18 protein-coding genes and 1 pseudogene are annotated in these 17,418 nt (G+C 42.8%); 5 read left to right on the forward strand and 14 right to left on the reverse strand.

All coding sequences use genetic code 11. From position 1 onward, the window contains the following. The first annotated feature begins 195 nt into the window (after positions 1 to 195). Complete coding sequence (locus ITG12_RS15415; RefSeq protein ID WP_058666658.1) at positions 196 to 849, forward strand: SLATT domain-containing protein; 654 nt, start codon at positions 196 to 198, stop codon at positions 847 to 849. A gap of 1 nt (position 850) precedes the next feature. Continuing rightward, positions 851 to 2,182 carry a reverse transcriptase domain-containing protein gene (locus tag ITG12_RS15420; RefSeq protein WP_248873204.1) on the forward strand — a complete coding sequence of 444 codons (1,332 nt, stop codon included), beginning with the start codon at positions 851 to 853 and terminating at the stop codon, positions 2,180 to 2,182. Between the two features lie 175 nt (positions 2,183 to 2,357). On the opposite strand, the gene ITG12_RS15425 is transcribed toward ITG12_RS15420, so the two are convergent. The 8 genes and pseudogenes from ITG12_RS15425 to ITG12_RS15460 form a co-directional block, all read right to left on the reverse strand. Further along, positions 2,358 to 3,014 (reverse strand): recombinase family protein, encoded by a 657-nt coding sequence (locus ITG12_RS15425; protein ID WP_182026971.1) that lies wholly within the window; start codon positions 3,012 to 3,014, stop codon positions 2,358 to 2,360. A 39-nt stretch (positions 3,015 to 3,053) separates the two neighbouring features. Beyond that, on the reverse strand, positions 3,054 to 3,518 hold the full coding sequence (gene bcp / locus ITG12_RS15430; protein WP_239912502.1) for a thioredoxin-dependent thiol peroxidase: 465 nt from the start codon (positions 3,516 to 3,518) through the stop codon (positions 3,054 to 3,056). 167 nt (positions 3,519 to 3,685) lie between these two features. After that, positions 3,686 to 4,189, reverse strand: a complete 504-nt coding sequence (locus tag ITG12_RS15435; protein WP_182026969.1) for a bacterioferritin comigratory protein — start codon at positions 4,187 to 4,189, stop codon at positions 3,686 to 3,688. After that, on the reverse strand, positions 4,189 to 6,381 hold the full coding sequence (locus ITG12_RS15440; RefSeq protein ID WP_239923285.1) for a tyrosine-type recombinase/integrase: 2,193 nt from the start codon (positions 6,379 to 6,381) through the stop codon (positions 4,189 to 4,191). Before ITG12_RS15440 ends, ITG12_RS15435 begins: the two co-directional genes overlap by 1 nt. A gap of 14 nt (positions 6,382 to 6,395) precedes the next feature. Continuing rightward, on the reverse strand, positions 6,396 to 8,726 hold the full coding sequence (locus tag ITG12_RS15445) for a hypothetical protein (RefSeq protein ID WP_239928628.1): 2,331 nt from the start codon (positions 8,724 to 8,726) through the stop codon (positions 6,396 to 6,398). Then, positions 8,726 to 10,129 (reverse strand): tyrosine-type recombinase/integrase, encoded by a 1,404-nt coding sequence (locus ITG12_RS15450; protein WP_017817792.1) that lies wholly within the window; start codon positions 10,127 to 10,129, stop codon positions 8,726 to 8,728. Before ITG12_RS15450 ends, ITG12_RS15445 begins: the two co-directional genes overlap by 1 nt. Before the next feature lie 91 nt (positions 10,130 to 10,220). Next, a pseudogene (gene bcp, locus ITG12_RS15455) lies at positions 10,221 to 10,553 on the reverse strand (thioredoxin-dependent thiol peroxidase); the annotation flags it as partial. A 15-nt stretch (positions 10,554 to 10,568) separates the two neighbouring features. Beyond that, positions 10,569 to 11,111 (reverse strand): glycine cleavage system protein R, encoded by a 543-nt coding sequence (locus tag ITG12_RS15460; protein ID WP_038864765.1) that lies wholly within the window; start codon positions 11,109 to 11,111, stop codon positions 10,569 to 10,571. A gap of 409 nt (positions 11,112 to 11,520) precedes the next feature. Between ITG12_RS15460 and dapA the strand changes: the two genes are divergently transcribed. Continuing rightward, the gene (gene dapA, locus ITG12_RS15465) at positions 11,521 to 12,399 is read left to right on the forward strand and encodes a 4-hydroxy-tetrahydrodipicolinate synthase (RefSeq protein WP_038864767.1); all 879 of its coding nucleotides are present in this window, start codon (positions 11,521 to 11,523) and stop codon (positions 12,397 to 12,399) included. A gap of 66 nt (positions 12,400 to 12,465) precedes the next feature. Then, entirely contained in the window at positions 12,466 to 13,485 is a 1,020-nt protein-coding gene (bamC, locus tag ITG12_RS15470; protein ID WP_038879198.1) for an outer membrane protein assembly factor BamC, read from the forward strand. A gap of 122 nt (positions 13,486 to 13,607) precedes the next feature. Here bamC and ITG12_RS15475 read toward each other — a convergent pair whose 3' ends face one another. The 4 genes from ITG12_RS15475 to ITG12_RS15490 are packed head-to-tail and all read right to left on the reverse strand — an operon-like array spanning position 13,608 to position 16,056. Further along, positions 13,608 to 13,814 carry a DUF2897 family protein gene (locus tag ITG12_RS15475; protein ID WP_248873205.1) on the reverse strand — a complete coding sequence of 69 codons (207 nt, stop codon included), beginning with the start codon at positions 13,812 to 13,814 and terminating at the stop codon, positions 13,608 to 13,610. Next, complete coding sequence (locus tag ITG12_RS15480; RefSeq protein WP_104028095.1) at positions 13,811 to 14,509, reverse strand: M15 family metallopeptidase; 699 nt, start codon at positions 14,507 to 14,509, stop codon at positions 13,811 to 13,813. Before ITG12_RS15480 ends, ITG12_RS15475 begins: the two co-directional genes overlap by 4 nt. 41 nt (positions 14,510 to 14,550) lie before the next feature. Beyond that, the gene (dapE, locus tag ITG12_RS15485) at positions 14,551 to 15,687 is read right to left on the reverse strand and encodes a succinyl-diaminopimelate desuccinylase (protein WP_104028094.1); all 1,137 of its coding nucleotides are present in this window, start codon (positions 15,685 to 15,687) and stop codon (positions 14,551 to 14,553) included. A gap of 18 nt (positions 15,688 to 15,705) precedes the next feature. After that, on the reverse strand, positions 15,706 to 16,056 hold the full coding sequence (locus ITG12_RS15490; protein ID WP_248873206.1) for an ArsC family reductase: 351 nt from the start codon (positions 16,054 to 16,056) through the stop codon (positions 15,706 to 15,708). A gap of 303 nt (positions 16,057 to 16,359) precedes the next feature. Here ITG12_RS15490 and ITG12_RS15495 point away from each other — a divergent pair, with 303 nt between their 5' ends. Then, a complete protein-coding gene (locus ITG12_RS15495; RefSeq protein WP_038864778.1) occupies positions 16,360 to 16,647 on the forward strand; it encodes a helix-turn-helix domain-containing protein in 288 nt (95 codons plus the stop codon). Between the two features lie 38 nt (positions 16,648 to 16,685). On the opposite strand, the gene ITG12_RS15500 is transcribed toward ITG12_RS15495, so the two are convergent. Together ITG12_RS15500 and ITG12_RS15505 are read right to left on the reverse strand one after the other, a co-directional pair. Then, on the reverse strand, positions 16,686 to 17,018 hold the full coding sequence (locus tag ITG12_RS15500; protein WP_038864781.1) for a DUF4156 domain-containing protein: 333 nt from the start codon (positions 17,016 to 17,018) through the stop codon (positions 16,686 to 16,688). Position 17,019: 1 nt separating this feature from the next. Beyond that, complete coding sequence (locus ITG12_RS15505; RefSeq protein WP_045421118.1) at positions 17,020 to 17,373, reverse strand: DUF2956 domain-containing protein; 354 nt, start codon at positions 17,371 to 17,373, stop codon at positions 17,020 to 17,022. Between the last annotated feature and the right edge of the window lie 45 nt (positions 17,374 to 17,418).

Below are 17,418 nucleotides of genomic sequence, written 5' to 3' on the forward strand. Positions count from 1 at the left end.
TCCGAAAATGTACCATACACACTGTGTTTCATAGTGGTGGCGGTTCTTAGTAGCTGTCCACTCTTAGCAGTAAGAGTGAAACTAATTTCGAAGGGTTCGCCCTTAGTGTATCTCGTATATGCTTACTCCAGTAGGAGTGTTAACTTATTGTAACTAAACTACCTCTATGAAGCACACCCCCAACATTAGGAGAAGATGGTGGCTTTAGCAGACAATATTTGGTGGACAAGAAAAGCACGAATTCAAACTGAAAAACGACTTTTGTCTAACGCCTTTCACTCACAAGTAATACTACTCTGGTATTCATTCTTCTCTGTCGCCGTATCCGTTTATTATCTAAAGAACCCACAAAATGGAATCGAAGCGATCTCTTGGGTTGTATATTCTGTTCTCGTACTTTGCATTTCAGGATTCATCAACGGGCTTTCATTTAAGGAAAGAGCAAACCTAATCAAAGAATGTTATGAAAGTTTGAATAGCATTATGCATCAAGCCTCCAAGCCAAATGCTGATTTGGCCAATTTATCAACAACCTACGAGTCTAAGCTAAATGCTTGTGAAAACCACACTGACAAAGATTTTGCCATCGCACTATGCCAAGAGTATTGGGCAAGTACCAGCACCGTAAGACAAGTAAGCAAAGATTTCCATTCAGACACCTCGGAAAACAAACAACAACCAAAACAAGCTCTTACTAGAATACCAACATCACATCACTGGTTTTTAGCAGTATCTTATTTTGTTACTAGGTTGTTAACCCTTGTGTTTTTCTATGTCTTGCCAGTACTGATATTGCTTGCATTAAACTCGTCTTTATTCTTATCCACTCCAACTTGTACTGGTGGATAAAATGCGTGTACAAGACCAATTTAATAAAGAGTTTAGGTACGAGAATCTAAAAGAAATCTTTTCCAATCATATTGTATATTCTGGTGCTACTGGCATAGACAATATGAATCAGTATTCTTTTAGAAAACAGTTAGACCCGCAAGTTGAAATCATTTCTCGTAAAATGATTGAAGGTTCGTATGCGTTTTCCAAGTACAAGTTAAAGTTGCTGACTAAAGGGAGAAATAAAGCCCCTCGTGAAATCTCTATCCCTACAGTGAGAGATAGAATTGCATTACGTGCTATGTGTAACTTTCTACAAGACCGATTTGCAGAATCAGTGAAATTCACGCTTCCTCAAGATGTCATTAAAGATGTCAAGGCTCACGCTTTATCTGGTGACTTTGATAGCTATATTAAGTTAGATGTTTCGAATTTTTACCCATCAATAAGACATAAAAACCTACGCTCTCAATTGAGAAAGCGCATTAGGCAAGATCACATACTAGACATGATCTTTTCGGCTGTCACCGCCCCTTCAGTTTTAGTTTCGAGAAAGGATGATAGGCCAAGTGAAGTCGGCGTACCTCAAGGGTTGGCTGTTTCCAACATCCTTGCAGCCATCTACCTCCAAAACATTGACAAATTTTTATCTGAATTGCCTAACGTAAAATGCTACCGCTACGTTGATGATGTATTAGTTCTTTGTTCTGCTGATCAAGCACACGATCTAGCACAAATCATTATCAAGAAGTTTCGCAATATTGGTTTAAAAATACACTGCCCTGTGAAAGTACCAGAGAAGTCAAAAATTGACTCACTTGCCAACGGTTTTGATTATCTTGGGTATCAATTCACCAATGAGCATATCTCTGCAAGAAACGGTTCGATTGAAAAGTTAAAGGCTTCTCTTGCTGGGATTTTCACAAGCTATAAGCACTCTAAAAATAAGAGCTTAAAAATTTTGGAATGGCGATTGAACCTACGAATCACTGGATGTGTGTTTGAGAAGAAATGTAAGGGTTGGCAATTTTTCTTCGCTGAGATCAATGATGAAAAGCTACTCCACAGATTAGATCATTATGTCCTGCGCCTATGTAAGCGTTTTGGGGTAGAAATCAAACCTAAAAAGTTTGTTCGCACTTTCAAAGAAATTAGCCACAACAAATATAACACCAGTTATGTACCAAACTTCGACCAGTATGACATACCTGAGATGAAAGAGGTTTTAGTTCAATATTTTAGTTTTGATTTGACCAATATGGCTGATGAAGAAATTCGTTACCACTTCCATAAGAAAATAGGTTCTCAAGTCAGAGAGCTAGAAGTTGATGTGAAAGACTTTGGTTACTAGGTTGAGTGTTCGTTAAACAAGGGGAGATGTTCCCGCGATCCTGTAGCATTACAGGCATTAGGAAAAATAGGCCAAATGATGATTCAGAGACGTGAGGCTTAAACGGTAGCTAGCTTGCTTTGGGGCAAAAGTGAGCTAGCAAAGAATGATTAAGAGGTAATCAGCACTGAGTCGGCTACTCAGTGAACATGTCTGCCTGAAACTCAGCTTTCTTGTTATGCAGGCCACGGTCTTCCAGCCAAGAGTAGAAACGACTCCGAGATACTTGTACCCCTTTGTCACTAAGCTTTCTTAAAACCTCAGCCTTTGACTTGTCAGAGTCAAGCATATTCAATATGAACGCTGTATGCTCATCAAGCTTGGATTTAACCTTCTGTCCCTTCTGGCGGCCAGATGATAGTCCTTTGGCCTTGCGTTTAGCATGACCCGCTTTTGCTCGCTCAGAGCGTTTCTGAGCCTCTACTGCGCTGGCAAACGACTGTCCAATAACGGTAAAAATGATCTCAGCGTTATCAACGTTTTCTGAGTTAATGATGGTGTCACTGTATGCCAAATGCAGTTCACCGTAGGAGGCTATCTGGCCTATAGCACCGACCAACTCCATTAACTTTTGGCGACCTAGTCGAGTGATATCCGATACGATGATGCTTTGTTGCGAGGTGATGAGGGAAGATAACTTTCGCTCACGCAGTTCTGTTTTGGTGGCAGACACATGCTCTTCGATCCAATCTGATATTTGTATGCCACGTTTAGCAGCGTACGCCTTAATCGCTTCTCGTTGTGATTCGCCATCGGCTTTTTGTGAGTCTGATACTCGAATGTAGCCAATCATGCCTGCCCCCAAGTTGCCTAGTTAATTGAACATGAACGGTTATTTGTTGTTTAGGTAGCCCAATACAACCTCATGGTGATCTTTGGTCTTAAACTTGTTAAACACATGCTCAAGTTTGCCAGACTCATCAATCAGGAAGCTTGTTCTTACAACGCCCATATTCTCACGGCCCATAAACTTCTTGAGTTGCCAAACACTGTACTTCTCACAAACTTCGTGCTCTTCATCAGCTAGTAGAGTGAAGTTAAGCTCTTGCTTGTTGATAAAGTTCGTCAGCTTTTTTGGGGTGTCAGGGCTAATACCAAGCACAACAACATTGTGAGTATCTAGTTCAGCCTTAGTGTCACGCAGACCTTGAGCCTGAACGGTACAGCCAGGTGTTGAAGCTCGTGGGTAGAAGTACAGCAGCACTTTCTTTCCTTGAAGCTCAGATAACGTCACTGGGTTATTGTTTTGGTCGTTCAGGGTAAAATCTGGTGCAGTTTGTCCAACTTCTATTGCCATCGGTCTAATCCTTACTTTCTCAATTAATGGTGTGTGGCGTAGCGTTATTCGCCACGTCCTTTTTAGAGCACTTTTATTACGTTAGAGTGTACATTTTTATCGATAACTCAGTGTCCTGTCTAGTGATTATTCCAAACAGGACAAACTTTAATGGTAGAGCTAACTAACTACTTCGGTTTTCTAAATTGGTGTGCAACCACATTATCTAAACGAGTCGAGGCGATCTTATCCATAGCTTTTTCTCGCTGACTCTCATGCAGCATATCCATAAGCTCTTGAACTACTTTCACATGAATAGCTGCTTGAGTAGCCAATGCCTCTTTATGGCTTTGAGCCTCATCGTAATACTCTTTTTTCTTCTTGTTGGCTTGAGTCCGCTCACCTTTGAGTGCCTTTATTTCCTTTTGAAGCACTTCAATAGGGGAGTCTGTATTCTCATCTTGAGCAACTTGTACTTCTAATGATTTGTTTTTTATCATCAGAACGACATCGCTGTGTCTTCTTAGTGCGCCAGCAGAAAGCCCTGCTTCTTTTTCAACGCTACTGTTGTTGATTTTGAGTTTGCCTTTACGTGCCTTATTACGCAGCTCTCTCGATGTTAGTTTTGATACATCGCCGCTCAGCAGCCTTTCTAATGCGTCAATTAGTTTCTTTTTTGTTGCCTGTGACATTATGAAACCACTCCAAATGGGATGAGTAAATCCGCAACTTCATTAGGGAAAACAACAGGTTCATAGTCGATACCTAAATCACTCATAATACGTTCAGCCGCTTGAATCTTAGCGTAAGATTGAGCGGCAGTTTGTGGGGTGAGTTCATTATTTTCAATATCGTAAAGCATGTGAATTTCAGCTTCTTTACGCATCGCCTCAGCGAATACGGCATCCACGATGTAGTCATTCTTGCAATCTACACATTCAAGTAGGTTAACAAGCGTTCTTAATCCACAAGTGGTTGAAGTGCAATATATTCCAGGCGCAACCGCATGAAGGTGTCGTTTTTTATCTCGAAGTTGCTTTTCCCAGAAATTAAGAGAAAGCATGTCATTATCCACTTTATCTTTGAATAAGTTACGGTCTGTTTTGGTCATGCTTTTAGCAAACTCTTTACCTTTACCGCCTGCAACTCTTTCCTTGTTTGCTAATTTTTTATAGATACTCAAATAGACACGAGCTTTCTGGTCAATTCGCTCGTTATCAATTTCGTTCGCAAGTGTCTTTTTCTTTTGCCTGATTTTTTGAAATTTACTGGCATTTTTAGCGTAATGCCGTGTCATTGCCATAGACACATGACTGAACTGTTGTTTGAGTTGCGGGAAGTGACATAGCTCAAAGCCTATCAAGTAGTAAGCAAAGGAGCGGCGAAGTTGGTGTGGTGTAAATTCGTAATTCTTACCCACTTCAAAAGATAAGTTAGGGTCGGATACTTTTAGGTCAATTAAATCTGCATTGGTGAGCGTAAGCTCTTCACCCATTACATCTTTAAACCAGTCTGGAGATTGTCTTCCTATTTGGTTTTTAGATATTTCACTAAAGTCCTGTTTTGTTTTATGAAAGAAGGATTGTGAGCTAGGATGTATTTTTCTAAGTGGTGTATGCATCGCTTGAAGGACTTCATAAGCTTTCATGCCAATTTCGGTAGTGACAAACTCATCTTGAATTGATTGAGAGCCTTTTGCTGTCTTTGAAAGGTTTGCATGGATAACGTATATAGTTTGGCGGTCAATGATATCCTCTGTACAGCCCTGAGCGGTATTCAGGTTATACATTTCATCGCCTCTCATTCCTGTTCTTGCCATTAAGCCCCATATACAGCCACCGTTGAGCTTTTTGAAAAGTGCTCGCGCCTCTTTTAAGTTGGTGATTGTCCACTGCCCAATCGTTAGTTTTCGCTCTGTGTGGAACCTATCTAAATACTCGTTCAGTATCTTTGGATTATGAAGCTCTAGGAGAGCCAGTGCCTCTTGTTCATTTGGTGCGTTAAGTGCGGTGAAGGCTTGCTGGAAAGCGATAGTGCGCTTTTTATTATTTATATTCTTTTCTAAATACCATGTAATATCCCCGTTCTTTTTTCTAGCCTCACCACTGACAAGATACTTAGCATAACCACCATAGGTTTTGTCTACATACGAGGTGATGTAATCTGCCAGTTGCTCTAGCTCGTGACGCACAGCATAAGCCTGATTAATTAGTTCTTCCGATTTTTGAAGCCCCATATAGTAGAGCCTTTGTGGAATGACGGTATATTGTTTAGCTTCTTTAATAGTTAAACCAAAATCTGAGGCGCTAAGCTTTTTGTTTAAATTAACCTCAAAGGGTAAACCTTTGGCATCTTTGTAAAGGCGATTTAACCCGTTGTAAATTTTAGATCTTTTGAAGTTGATATCGGTAAAGCCCGTTAGCACCCAAGTTTCGAGTAGTTCAAAGTTAAGCGCTGATAGCGTGTTAAACCCTTCATTTAAAAGCGGCTTGATGACTTTTTTTAGATCAGTTAGCGCCGTATAAAGAGTGGCAAAGGAGTGGTTATGAGGTGAAAGCCACATCATTTTAAGGATGAGAGTTATAAGCTCAAATTTTAGGTTGCGCTCAATTACTTTACCATCGTTGGTAAAATCGAGGGTTTGGTACCTCTCTGGTTGCGGCTCAAAATGAGGTTGCAAGTTCTTCCAAGCCTCATTATTACCAATTTTACCTAATGATTCACCTGTCACCGTAAAGCCTATATCAAGCGCTTCGAGTTCATCCCAATCCCCGCGTTCTATCGCTGGCTTTAATACATCCATTAAGTAATTTGTATGAGCGCCAACGCTTTGTTGCGCTTTAAGAAGCTTGTTTTGGTGTTCTGGGTCAGAGAGTTTTATCATGTGAGCCTCCGCAATTACATCAATAGAATTGCATGGTCGATGGACACCCTTGGATGACGACCTTGGGTATTGAATTTTTTCATGGCTTCATCGAATACATCGTCACTTGCTCCATCTAGCGTATACTCATACGCTTCGATTCTTTCTAGAGCATCCCCTTTCGAGTCAGGAAACATATCAAGACCTTCCTTAAAAACATCGATGGTTGAAATAAGCTTATAAATAGCGTCAACGTCATCCACCGCTTTGGCAGATTGGCACTTGTGGCACATATCAAACTCGGCGCAAGGTAAATCCACACCTAGCGCGTAGTTCGTTTCTCGCTGTGTGTTCTTACCATCAATCATGACTTGCTTCCCATCACAAGCAATTCCATTGGGGTTAGTTTTACGCTTTTTCTCACCTTCCTCGTATGTCAGTATCGGAATGCCGCGCCTTTCAGTCACAGTAGCTTTTGCTTGCTCCAAGTCATTATCAAAGAGGTTTTCAATGACTTCGATACTTTGAGAGAGAATCACTTTATTAAGTGATGGAAGCCCGTTTGCGTAACTTCTCTCTATTGTGTCTCGTTTGTTTTGGAGCAGGCTCTGAACGGCTTGAATACCGCCCTCCGCATAGGCTTGATTGCTGCTCATTTCTCGCCAGCGACTTGATTGAAGGGGGATATAGTAATGGTTGGATTCAATAGACCAAGTATGCATGAGATTTCCCGAAATGGGGCTAATACCTTCCCAATCAAGAGGAGCGCCCCTCGAAGAGGTTCTTGTTAAAAGCATTCGTTCGTGCCTCTTAGGCTGCCTGTCTGCTTTTTCTTTCGCAAATTGCTCAATATCTTTAATAAGCGTTAAATCAGAAGCGGGAACTTTGAAATACCCAACTTCGCCACTTCTATAGTTAAAAGAAACGGTAACATTGCCATTGCTATCAATTTCGGAGTAGGTAAGTGGTAGTAAAATCCCTTTAAGTGGCAAGTCGGTGTAACAAGACAAAATGCAGTAGGCACTGTTGGTCGCCATTTTCCCAGCCACAGCTTTGGAAGTTGGTTCTACCTCTCTAAGCACAACCGTGCGACCTAAATGACTCACGGTCTTTTTTAGCGTGATGGTTTGTTGGTTTCGGTAGGCGTAAAACAACTCTTTAAACCAAGGCAGGTTGCCCGCTCGATAGGGCGATAGCAGGTGCAATTGGTTAAAGAGCTTCTTATTCACCTCTCTTAAATTAAAGGCATCAGTGACCTCTGCGTTATCGTTGAGAGTAAAAAGTAACTCAGAGCCATCCTCACCACTGCCGTAGAGTTTGGATAACCGCTCTAGCAGCTTTATAAACTTCACGCCATCGCGCTTATCAACGTCAAACGACTCCCCCACCAAAAGGGCATCGACTTCGCTGCTTGAACGTGCCTTATAGCTTGAGACCTTGACTACTTGTAAGCTCTTATCTCGCTCTGATGTTTTAACATCAATGGGGTGGGCAATTTGACGAATGTTGCTGTCATTCAGTGAGGTGAAAAAACACATTAAATGATAGGCAGCGCCCATCGCAAGGTTAAAAGCTGAGGCTGGATTAACAGCAGTGCCATTTTTTTTGGGCACTCCTTTTCTCACTTCTAATGAAGTCGGAATTTGAAGTGTTTCCTCATTCAAGCCAAGGCTAATGATAAGAGGTAGGGTGTCGGGTAAAGGTGTGCTGCTTTCTTTCGCAGCAATGAGCTGAGGCGCAAGGGTGAAAAATAATGCTTCTAATCGTTCTACTAGAAGCTTTTCTTCTTCATCAGAGTACCCCTTAAAGGGTGCCCTTTCCCCTCCAAACCCTCGGTGATTATTAGCCCAATCGGAAACAGATAAACCGCACCATTCAAGTGCAGTGCGAAGTGATGAAAGTATTCCAGATGCGCTTGATTCTTTAATGCCTAACTCATCACCATCATTGTATTCCCACAGGCGTTTTGAAGGGGTAAATGTCTTGATGCGATGCCTTAACTCTCCATCGTTGCCAGCATATTTCAAATAGCCATTTTCGGTGAATGGGGCAGCATTTATCGCATCACAAAAAGAAAGGTAAGCGCGTAAGGTCTCGAAGTGCCTTGTGACGGATTTTGCTGACTTACCATTCTTGACATATTGTTGAGCTTTTTTGCAAAAAGACCTGATAAATACGGTTCGACTGTCTATTTTTTTGTTTTCTTTGTTACACCCTAAATGTAATAGGTGAGAAACATCGAACTGCTCTACTTTTGTTGATTTAGAGTGCTTATAAGGAATCTCAAGGTTCAAAGGAACAACGTTTTGGTTGTTTCGCACACGCTTGACGGATTTGGACTGTTTTGCGATTTTACTTTTCGCCATTACGACCAACCTCCGTTTATTTTGAGGTTTTTAGCCTTAGCTGTGCTGATTTGGTCGTCCAGTTTATTCATGTACTGAATGTACTTTTCAGTGGTCGATGTACTGACATGCCCCATCAATTCTGCTAACTCACCCATAAGGTAGTCATAACTAACACTTCGCTCTTTTGATTCCTCCCAAAGCCAGTGGGTCGCAAAGGTAGAACGTAAATCATGAATTCGGTAATACCAAGAGGAATCCACTTCGCGAATCTGCTTTCTAAGGTTTGAAAAGTGCGTTTCTAAGGTATTGGCTGAGTAAGGCACACCTTTGTTTGAAAGAAATAGGTACTCAACGGTGTCTATTGCGCTGCCTGCCTGAATAAGCTCATTGCGCTTGTTTAGGTTTTTAAGTTGCGTATGACTTTCTTTGTGTATCTCTAGCTCTTCGTACAGCTCTATGGGAATTTCTACGGTACGCGCCTTACTGCCTTTAGTGTGAGTAATATTGACAGGTACAGTTTCTAAATCACCGAAGTCAGCGTTACCGATATTGTGAGCGGGGAAGTGAATGGCTTCATCAATTCTAAGTCCTGCTTCAACACATAGGCGAAAGATGAGCTTTGTCGTCTTTGGGAGTGACACTATATGTTCATTAAATAAAGACTTGTGTTCAGGGTGCATCGGCTTGAGTTTTTTATGAGCAGGCGTATTTTGTTTTTTAGGAAACATCTTCATGATATTGGACGTTTCATAGGTACGTTGAGAGCCAGATTTTGTATGAGCCAGCATATCGTGCTGGTTTAACTCCTGATGGACTGTTTCTATGGTGTAGTGGGTAACGATATTGTCATCGTTCTTTTTGATGTAGCCGTATTTCTGCATCCACTTATAGAAACCAATTACTACGCCCATATAGGTGCGTGCGGTAGATAAACTAAAAGCCTCGCTGCCACTAGAACCCTCAATATCATTGCAGTTCGCAAGCAGGAACTCAGCAAATCGCCAAGGAGCGCCTTCCTCTTCGTACTTTGATAGTGTTTTATACGTTAGATATTCGCATGGTATTTCATGACCATCTTCATCAACTTGAGAGTAGTGAGTCGAATCTAAATACCGAGTGAAAGCCAGCAAACCTTTTGCAATTGAACCTGTGTCTTTTACCGCCGCTTCACCACGCAATTTAGATACTAGGTAAAGAGATTGTGGGTAAACCACCCTACCGTCAGGGGCAACGATGATATCGGTTTTCTTTATGCGTGATTCTAGATTGGAAGGAGAGAGGTCGGGAGAGTATGTCACTTCTCCTGGTTCAGTATCAGTATTTGTAAAGACTTTAAGCTTTGCCAATGTATCGACTTCGATAGAAAGAAGTCGGTAGTCATCATAAACATCAGAACATTTTTCTTTGTACGTTTCTATCACAAAACAATCCTCGATATGCTACCCACACATCAAAGATAGATTTGTCATAAAAATACATCAAGGTTTTTTGTCATTCTTTTTTTCTAAGGGTAAACTTCTTCTCGCCCCAAACGCCAAATTGGTCTGCAACTGCATGATCTTCGTCTGAAAGTAGCGTGAAGTTTAGCTCATCACGCTCGATGAATTTACCAAGGCGTTTTACTGGGTCGATACTTACGCCTAAAACGACAACGTTGTGTTCATCTAGCGCTGCTTTTACATCACGCAGACCTTTTGCCTGGGTCGTACAACCCGGCGTCATCGCCTTAGGGTAGAAGTAAAACAGAACTTTTTTACCTTTAAAATCACCTAAAGAAACGGTGTTGCCATCTTGGTCGAGCAAAGAGAAGGCTGGCGCTGGCGAGCCTGCTGTCAGCGTATTCATTATTATTTCCTTTACTTATAGTGTGTTTTTAATGAAATTTAGAGAACCTTGTACGTTGAGCGTATGACAAAGTTCATCGAATTCTTCTTGCAGTTGCATCAGGTTACAGTCTGCACTCACTGATGCAGTGATTGCGATGTGGAATTGATCCGCATCGAGCTGAATTTTTGATTTACTGATGGTTTGCGCACTAAGAGAATGTAGGCCAATCTGTTTATCAGCGAAGAACTGAGTGAATTTTTCCGTAAGACCGATGCGGTCCTCAGATTCAATAAACACTTCCATGGTGTAGCTGTTGTCGAGCAACTCGTGCGCCGACGTTCGCTTCATGATGGTAATAAGGTCATGTTCTTGCCCAAGCAGTGGCAATTGTGTCTCAACACGGGTGACATTACTGGCATTCCCAGTAAGTAGCATAATGAGGGTAAATTCATTACCAAAGATAGCGATACGGCTATCGACAATGTTACAGCCAGCAAGAGTGACGAGCCTAACCACTTGGTTACATATGCCCGGACGATCCGTTCCAACCGCTGTAAGTACCAGATGTTGCTTCATAAATGAGCTTCTTGTCCTTTCTTTCAATAGAGAGATGTTAGCACAGATACAACAGAGAAATGTCGAGTCAGTTCTTTTTTTAAACTCATGGAAACGCTTTGTTGATTATGTGAACACTTTGGTTGTTGAGCACTCTATTAATTCACTCAGTGCTGACTTGAGCTTAAAGGTGAAAGAGTATATTCCGCGGCTAATTTAAGATGGCAAGCTGAGTTGGGTAATGGCTTGCCACAAGACAATACGATTATCAGAATGGCTGGAATTGAGAACAAAATTCACAATTTAGTTGCGAGACCTCTAACAACTGGTAATTATTCATTCATTTGTACTTTGTAAGCGAGTTTACGCTCTTGTGTTTGTCAATCGCATTACAGTACCATGCAGAAAGAGTAAATTGAGGGAGATAAACATGTTTTCAGGAAGTATCGTAGCGCTGATTACACCATTTAAGCCAGATGGTGAAGTAGACTTTGATGGTCTGCAAAAGCTTGTTGAGTACCATGTAGAAGCAGGTACTGACGGTATTGTGGCAGTAGGCACGACAGGTGAGTCTGCGACTCTGACCATTGAAGAGCATGTAAAGGTCGTTAATAAAATCGTTGAGTTTGCGGACGGTCGTATCCCAGTGATTGCTGGTACGGGCGCAAATGCAACTCACGAAGCAGTTACGTTTAGCAAATTATTAGCGGATTCTGGTATCTCTGGTTACCTGAGTGTGACGCCTTACTACAACAAACCAACACAAGAAGGTTTGTTCCAACATTACAAAGCTATTGCTGAAGCGAGTGATGTACCTCTAATTTTGTACAATGTACCAGGTCGTACTGCAGTAGATTTATTGCCTGAGACAGTGGCACGTTTGTCAAAGCTTGATAATATCGTGGCATTAAAAGACGCAACCGGTGATTTAAGCCGAATTGCACTTCACCGTGAACTTTGTGGCGAAGATTTTATCTTACTAAGTGGTGATGATGCGACTGGCCTAGAATTTGTTAAACTTGGCGGTCACGGCGTTATCTCGGTAACGAATAATATTGCGGCTAAAGACATGGCTGACATGTTCCATTTGGCAAGTGAAGATAAGTACGAAGAAGCAGAAGTTATCAACCAACGTTTGATGACACTGCACAAAAATCTGTTCGTTGAATCAAGCCCAATCCCAGTAAAATGGGCAGCACACAAGCTTGGTTTGATTGAAGAAGGTGGTTTACGTCTTCCTCTTGTCGAGCTTTCTGAAAAATCTCAGCCAGTTGTGGAACAAGCGTTAACAGACGCCCGCATTTATTAAGATTGAGTGACTAGGATTGAAGTTCATGCTGGGGGCAAGTACGCCCTCAGTGTTTTAGGAGTATAAATGAAGCTTTCAAGCCAGTTAGTGTTAAGCTCACTAGCTGTATTCGTATTGACTGCCTGTTCAGGCGGTGCCAACCAACGTCGTCAAGCAAAAGACGACTTCGAGTATTTGAACACCCCATCTTTGGAAGAGTGGAGTGTACCCGCAGGTGCTGTTCCTCAGTTTTACCCTAACTACCGCATTCCTCAAGGAAACTACAGCGGCGGTATTGGCAAAAACGTGGATATTCGCCCACCTCAACAAGTACTGGAACTGATTCCTGGCGCTCGTCTTGATCGTAGCAGCGACGGTGAAGTGACACTATGGCTGCTTCGCAAGGATGAATTGGATAAAGTTTGGCGAACGGTTCAAGAGATGGTTTCTGAGAACAAGATTCCTGTAGAAAGCCAAACTGACAACCGCATTGAAACCGGTTGGGTCACTTGGAACTCACCAGACGAAGAGATGGAAATCGGTAGCCGATACGAAATCACTCGTGGTGAGATGAATGGTCGTCATGGCTTTAAGGTTAGCTTGATTGACTGGCGCGAAGGCAACCAAGTCAAAGAAGTGACACGTACTAACCGTGAGCGTTACAACGTGTTTATGACTAACTTGGTAACGGCGCGTTATGATCAACACGTTCGTGAAGAAGCACAGCGTAAGGCGCAAGAGCTTGTGAAGCACATCCCTATCACAATGGGTAAAGATCGCAGTGGCCTGCCAGTGATCATCGCTCGTGCTCAGTACAATGTGGTTTGGAATCGTCTACCAGATACGCTACCTAAGATGGGCTTCAAGATTGAAGAACGTAGCCAATCTCAAGGTACGGTGACCGCGAAGTACGCATCTCCAGATGATGAATTCTGGAATGACATCGGCGTGAAGCCAGTTGATCTAGCCCCAGGTAAGTACACTTTCCTATTGGGTGATTTAGGCAACCGTACTTCAATCAACATTACTGACTCTTCTGGTAAGCCAGTAGAAGAAGAATTCTTGAAATCACTAGCGCCAGTCTTAGCCGCGGTTGTGAAAGACTAGTTACAATTGGCTTCAAGACAGATAAACGAAAGGGACCTCAGTGGTCCCTTTTTTGATCTTCTGAATACGATGCCTTGGTCTAATGTTCAGTCTACGATTTTGAGTGAAAGAGCACTCTTAAATTAACGAGGTTCGTCTTTCTTCTTTTGGCCTTTATCGCCGTAGCGTTCTTTGTCTAGCTCATTCAGTTTGTCTAAATCGTTCTTACGATCTTTATCCATCTGACCAAACTTCATCTTAGCAGTGTACTTAAGCGCAGCAATATTACCGACAACGATGCTGAGCACTATGATGATAATGACCCAAGGGTTGGTTAGCAGTTCTATCATAGAGCCTCCGGCGGCGTGATATTTTGAATGAATCGTTCTACGACGTTATCCAAATTATTCAGTATGACTTCAATCCCTGCAATGCTATCGATCTGATTTTGCTGCGTCAGCTGAGTTTTTAGCAGCGCAGGCGTTAGGTGCGCAAGGCACTGTTGTCCTACTGCTTTATGGCTAATGTGCCAAGGTTCGATAGCGACACCACCTAAGTCTTGTTGATAAGGAAAGAAAAAGCCAAATGAGCCAAGGTTAGCGGCTAACCATTGATAGAATGCACGCTGGTGACCATCAAGGTATTCCCAAGGCTCTAATTGAAGCATTGTGTCTTGTGGCAATAAGTTGCGAGCATAAACGTCAAAGTCACAGCCCCAGTGATGACGACTACCACCGGGCAGAGCTGACCAACGCAGAATCGCCATGAGCTTTTCTTCGTCACCTAACTCTGCTTTGCTAAGAGGCTGGGAATTCGAGTCAAGAATTGGCAATTCACCAGAAAACTTACCGTTCCAAATGGCTTTTTGGCGATGAAAATCACGAAAGCCGCTGGCAATTTCCATCTTAAAGCCGGCTTCGGTTGCCGCTTCAATCATCTTAAGCAAATCGTCAGCCACTTCAGGATGAAGCATAAAAGCCTTTTGTCCGACTAAGGTCGATTGCAGATGCGAATCGGTGATTCCGGTAAGTTGCTCTGGTGTCATGGTGTTCTCGTTAAATACGTTGTTGTGCGCTCTTATGCGGCTTATTTTGCTAACAGGTGCTTCAATGTATTTTCGTACATGTCAGTCAGCTTCTCTAAGTCGTCAACTTTCACGCACTCGTTCACTTTATGAATCGTCGCATTAACAGGACCAAGTTCTACTACTTGACCACCCATGCGGGCGATAAAGCGACCATCAGATGTACCGCCTGTTGTTAGCAAGGCTGGTTTTGTGTTGTTAACTTCATCCACTGCTGCAACTACAGCATCCAGTAGCGCACCAGTATCTGTTAAGAACGGGTCGCCGTTGAAGGTCCATTTTAAGTCGTAATCCAATTCATGTTTGTCTAACGTTTTTGTTACGCGTTGAACGATGATGTCGTTGCTTAGCTCGGTACTAAAGCGCAGGTTGAACTGAACATTAAACTCGCCAGGAATGACGTTAGATGCACCAGTACCTGCTGAAACGTTCGGGATCTGGAAACTGGTTGGAGGGAAGTAGTCGTTACCTTGGTCCCATTCGGTTGTCGCGAGTTCGTGAATCGCCATTAGAGACTGGTGAACGGGATTGTTTGCTAGGTGAGGGTAGGCGACATGACCTTGTGTCCCGTTTACCGTTAGGTCACCAGTGATCGATCCACGACGACCATTTTTCACCACATCGCCAACGACTTCTGTACTTGAAGGTTCGCCTACGATACACATATCGATGTTCTCACCGCGTGTCATTAGGGTTTCAACCACGCGAACGGTGCCGTTAATGAATGGGCCTTCTTCGTCAGAAGTGATCAAAAAGCCAATAGAGCCTTTATGGTTTGGGTTTTCTGCGATAAAACGTTCTACCGCTACCACCATGCAAGCCAATGAGCCTTTCATATCTGCCGCGCCGCGACCATGTAAGTAACCATCGATAATGGTTGGTTCAAATGGGTGGGTGTCCCATTGCTCTAGCTTGCCCGCAGGTACCACATCGGTGTGACCGGCAAAAGCAAACAGTGGCGCTTCTGTACCACGTCGAGCCCAGAAGTTTGTGGTGTCTTCAAACACCATCACTTCGATTTCAAAACCTAGTGCTTTGAGGCGTTCGATCATTACATCCTGACAGCCTGCATCTTCAGGCGTTACGGACTGGCGGCTGATCAGGTCTTTAGCGAGTGCCAGTACTGGACTGTCTGTCATCCTTGAGTATTCCTTACATTAAGAGTTAAAAATGGTCGCGTATTGGTCTGCTTTGAAATCGACATGAAGTTGATCTTGCACTTTCAAGATTGGACGCTTAATCATTGCTGGGTTTTCCACCAATAGAGCAATCGCGTTCTCTGCGTTTAGTGAATCTTTCTGTTCTTGAGTCAGTTGGCGGAAAGTCGTGCCGCGTTTGTTGAGGACTTGTTCCCATCCCAAGGCGTTACAAAATTCAGTAACCATTGCAGCGTCGATACCTTGTTTACGGTAATCGTGGAAATCAAATGCTACGTTTTCTGCTTCTAGCCACTTTTTGGCTTTTTTAATTGTGTCGCAGTTTGGGATGCCGAACATGGTGATCGTCATATTAATTCCTTTTCTTTTTGTTTTTTACTCATCGGTTTGCGTTATGAATGACCGATGTAGCGTTGTTTTTGGCTGTTTAAGCATCCTATCAAGAAGCAACCAAACTGACAAAATGATGCAGACAATATTTCGCGTAACTTTGCTCTGTTTCGTTTGAGTTAGTAGCTCAATCCACCACCAAATGGCATCCAGATTGATAAAAAACTCGGCTAAATAGCACGGAAAAGTCGAGTTATTGATCAAACGCAACATCTCTCTGGGCAAAAAAGAAATAATGAATCAGCACAATTTTAGGAGGTGTCAATGGAATTGAGTCCTGTTTTTGCAAGGCGGCTATATTTGGCCTTGTTGGTGGAAAACCTAGAAAGGCCAAATGTACCAAAATTGATCGAAAGAACGGGGTGGCCTCGTCGTACTATTCAAGATGTACTCAAGGCATTACCGGGGATCGGCATCGAGCTTATCTTCGTTCAAGATGGCCGACGTCATAATGACGGCTATTACCAACTTTCAGATTGGGGGCCTTTTGATGTTCAATGGGTTCTTGAGCGGGAAGGAGATATCGCTAGCAGTCTTGGATTTCGTGCATAAGCCAGCAATAGCTGGCTTTTTTTACATTCGAAATAGACCTACTGGCAGCGGTAGGCAACACCTAGCACGCTAAATGAAGTGACAAAGTCTTGAGGGGAGATCATAAACACCGTGTCCGCGCCTATGGCAGATGCCTTGTTTTTTAGGTCATGCATTGCGCCCTGCATCATTGCGTCATTAGTGTAGAACAAGTAACTATACCAGTGCCCCTCACTGCCTGTTACCTCACCTAGGTATTCACAATGTTGTGGGTTAAATTGGCTATCAATGCGAATTTGAACACTGTCACTTGGTATAGAAGACAAAGTCGAAGGCGTTGAGCATCCCATCAAAGCCAGTGCGATGCTTCCTGTCATCACATAACGAAACATGTTATCTCCCCATTACGATATAGGCGGCAAAACCAATCCAACTAAGAACAAGTAACGCCCACGGCAAGATGGTTGGTTTGGTTGCTGGTTCTTGAACCGTTCCCATTTCTTGCTCAGCAGTATCTTCATGTTGGCGCTGCTTTTCTCTTTGCTGTTTTTTCTTCGCTTTATCGGCTTGTCGATTGCGTTCTTTCTGTTGCTTCTTGTACTGAGCAATGCCTTTTTCGATGCCTTGAGCGACCAATCTGGTTTGCTCTTTGGTTTGGCCTGGCTTCTGTGTAGCTTTCGCAATTTTCATCGCTTCAGTTTGGGTTTCTTGGGAAGGAACGGGTGCTGTTGTGTTTTTCTTTTTCATATTTTTTCGACGTCGCTGTAAATCTAACCTTAGTTTACCTGCGTA

It is taken from the genome of Vibrio sp. ED002 (assembly GCF_023277445.1).
In the GTDB taxonomy this organism is placed as follows: domain Bacteria; phylum Pseudomonadota; class Gammaproteobacteria; order Enterobacterales; family Vibrionaceae; genus Vibrio; species Vibrio jasicida.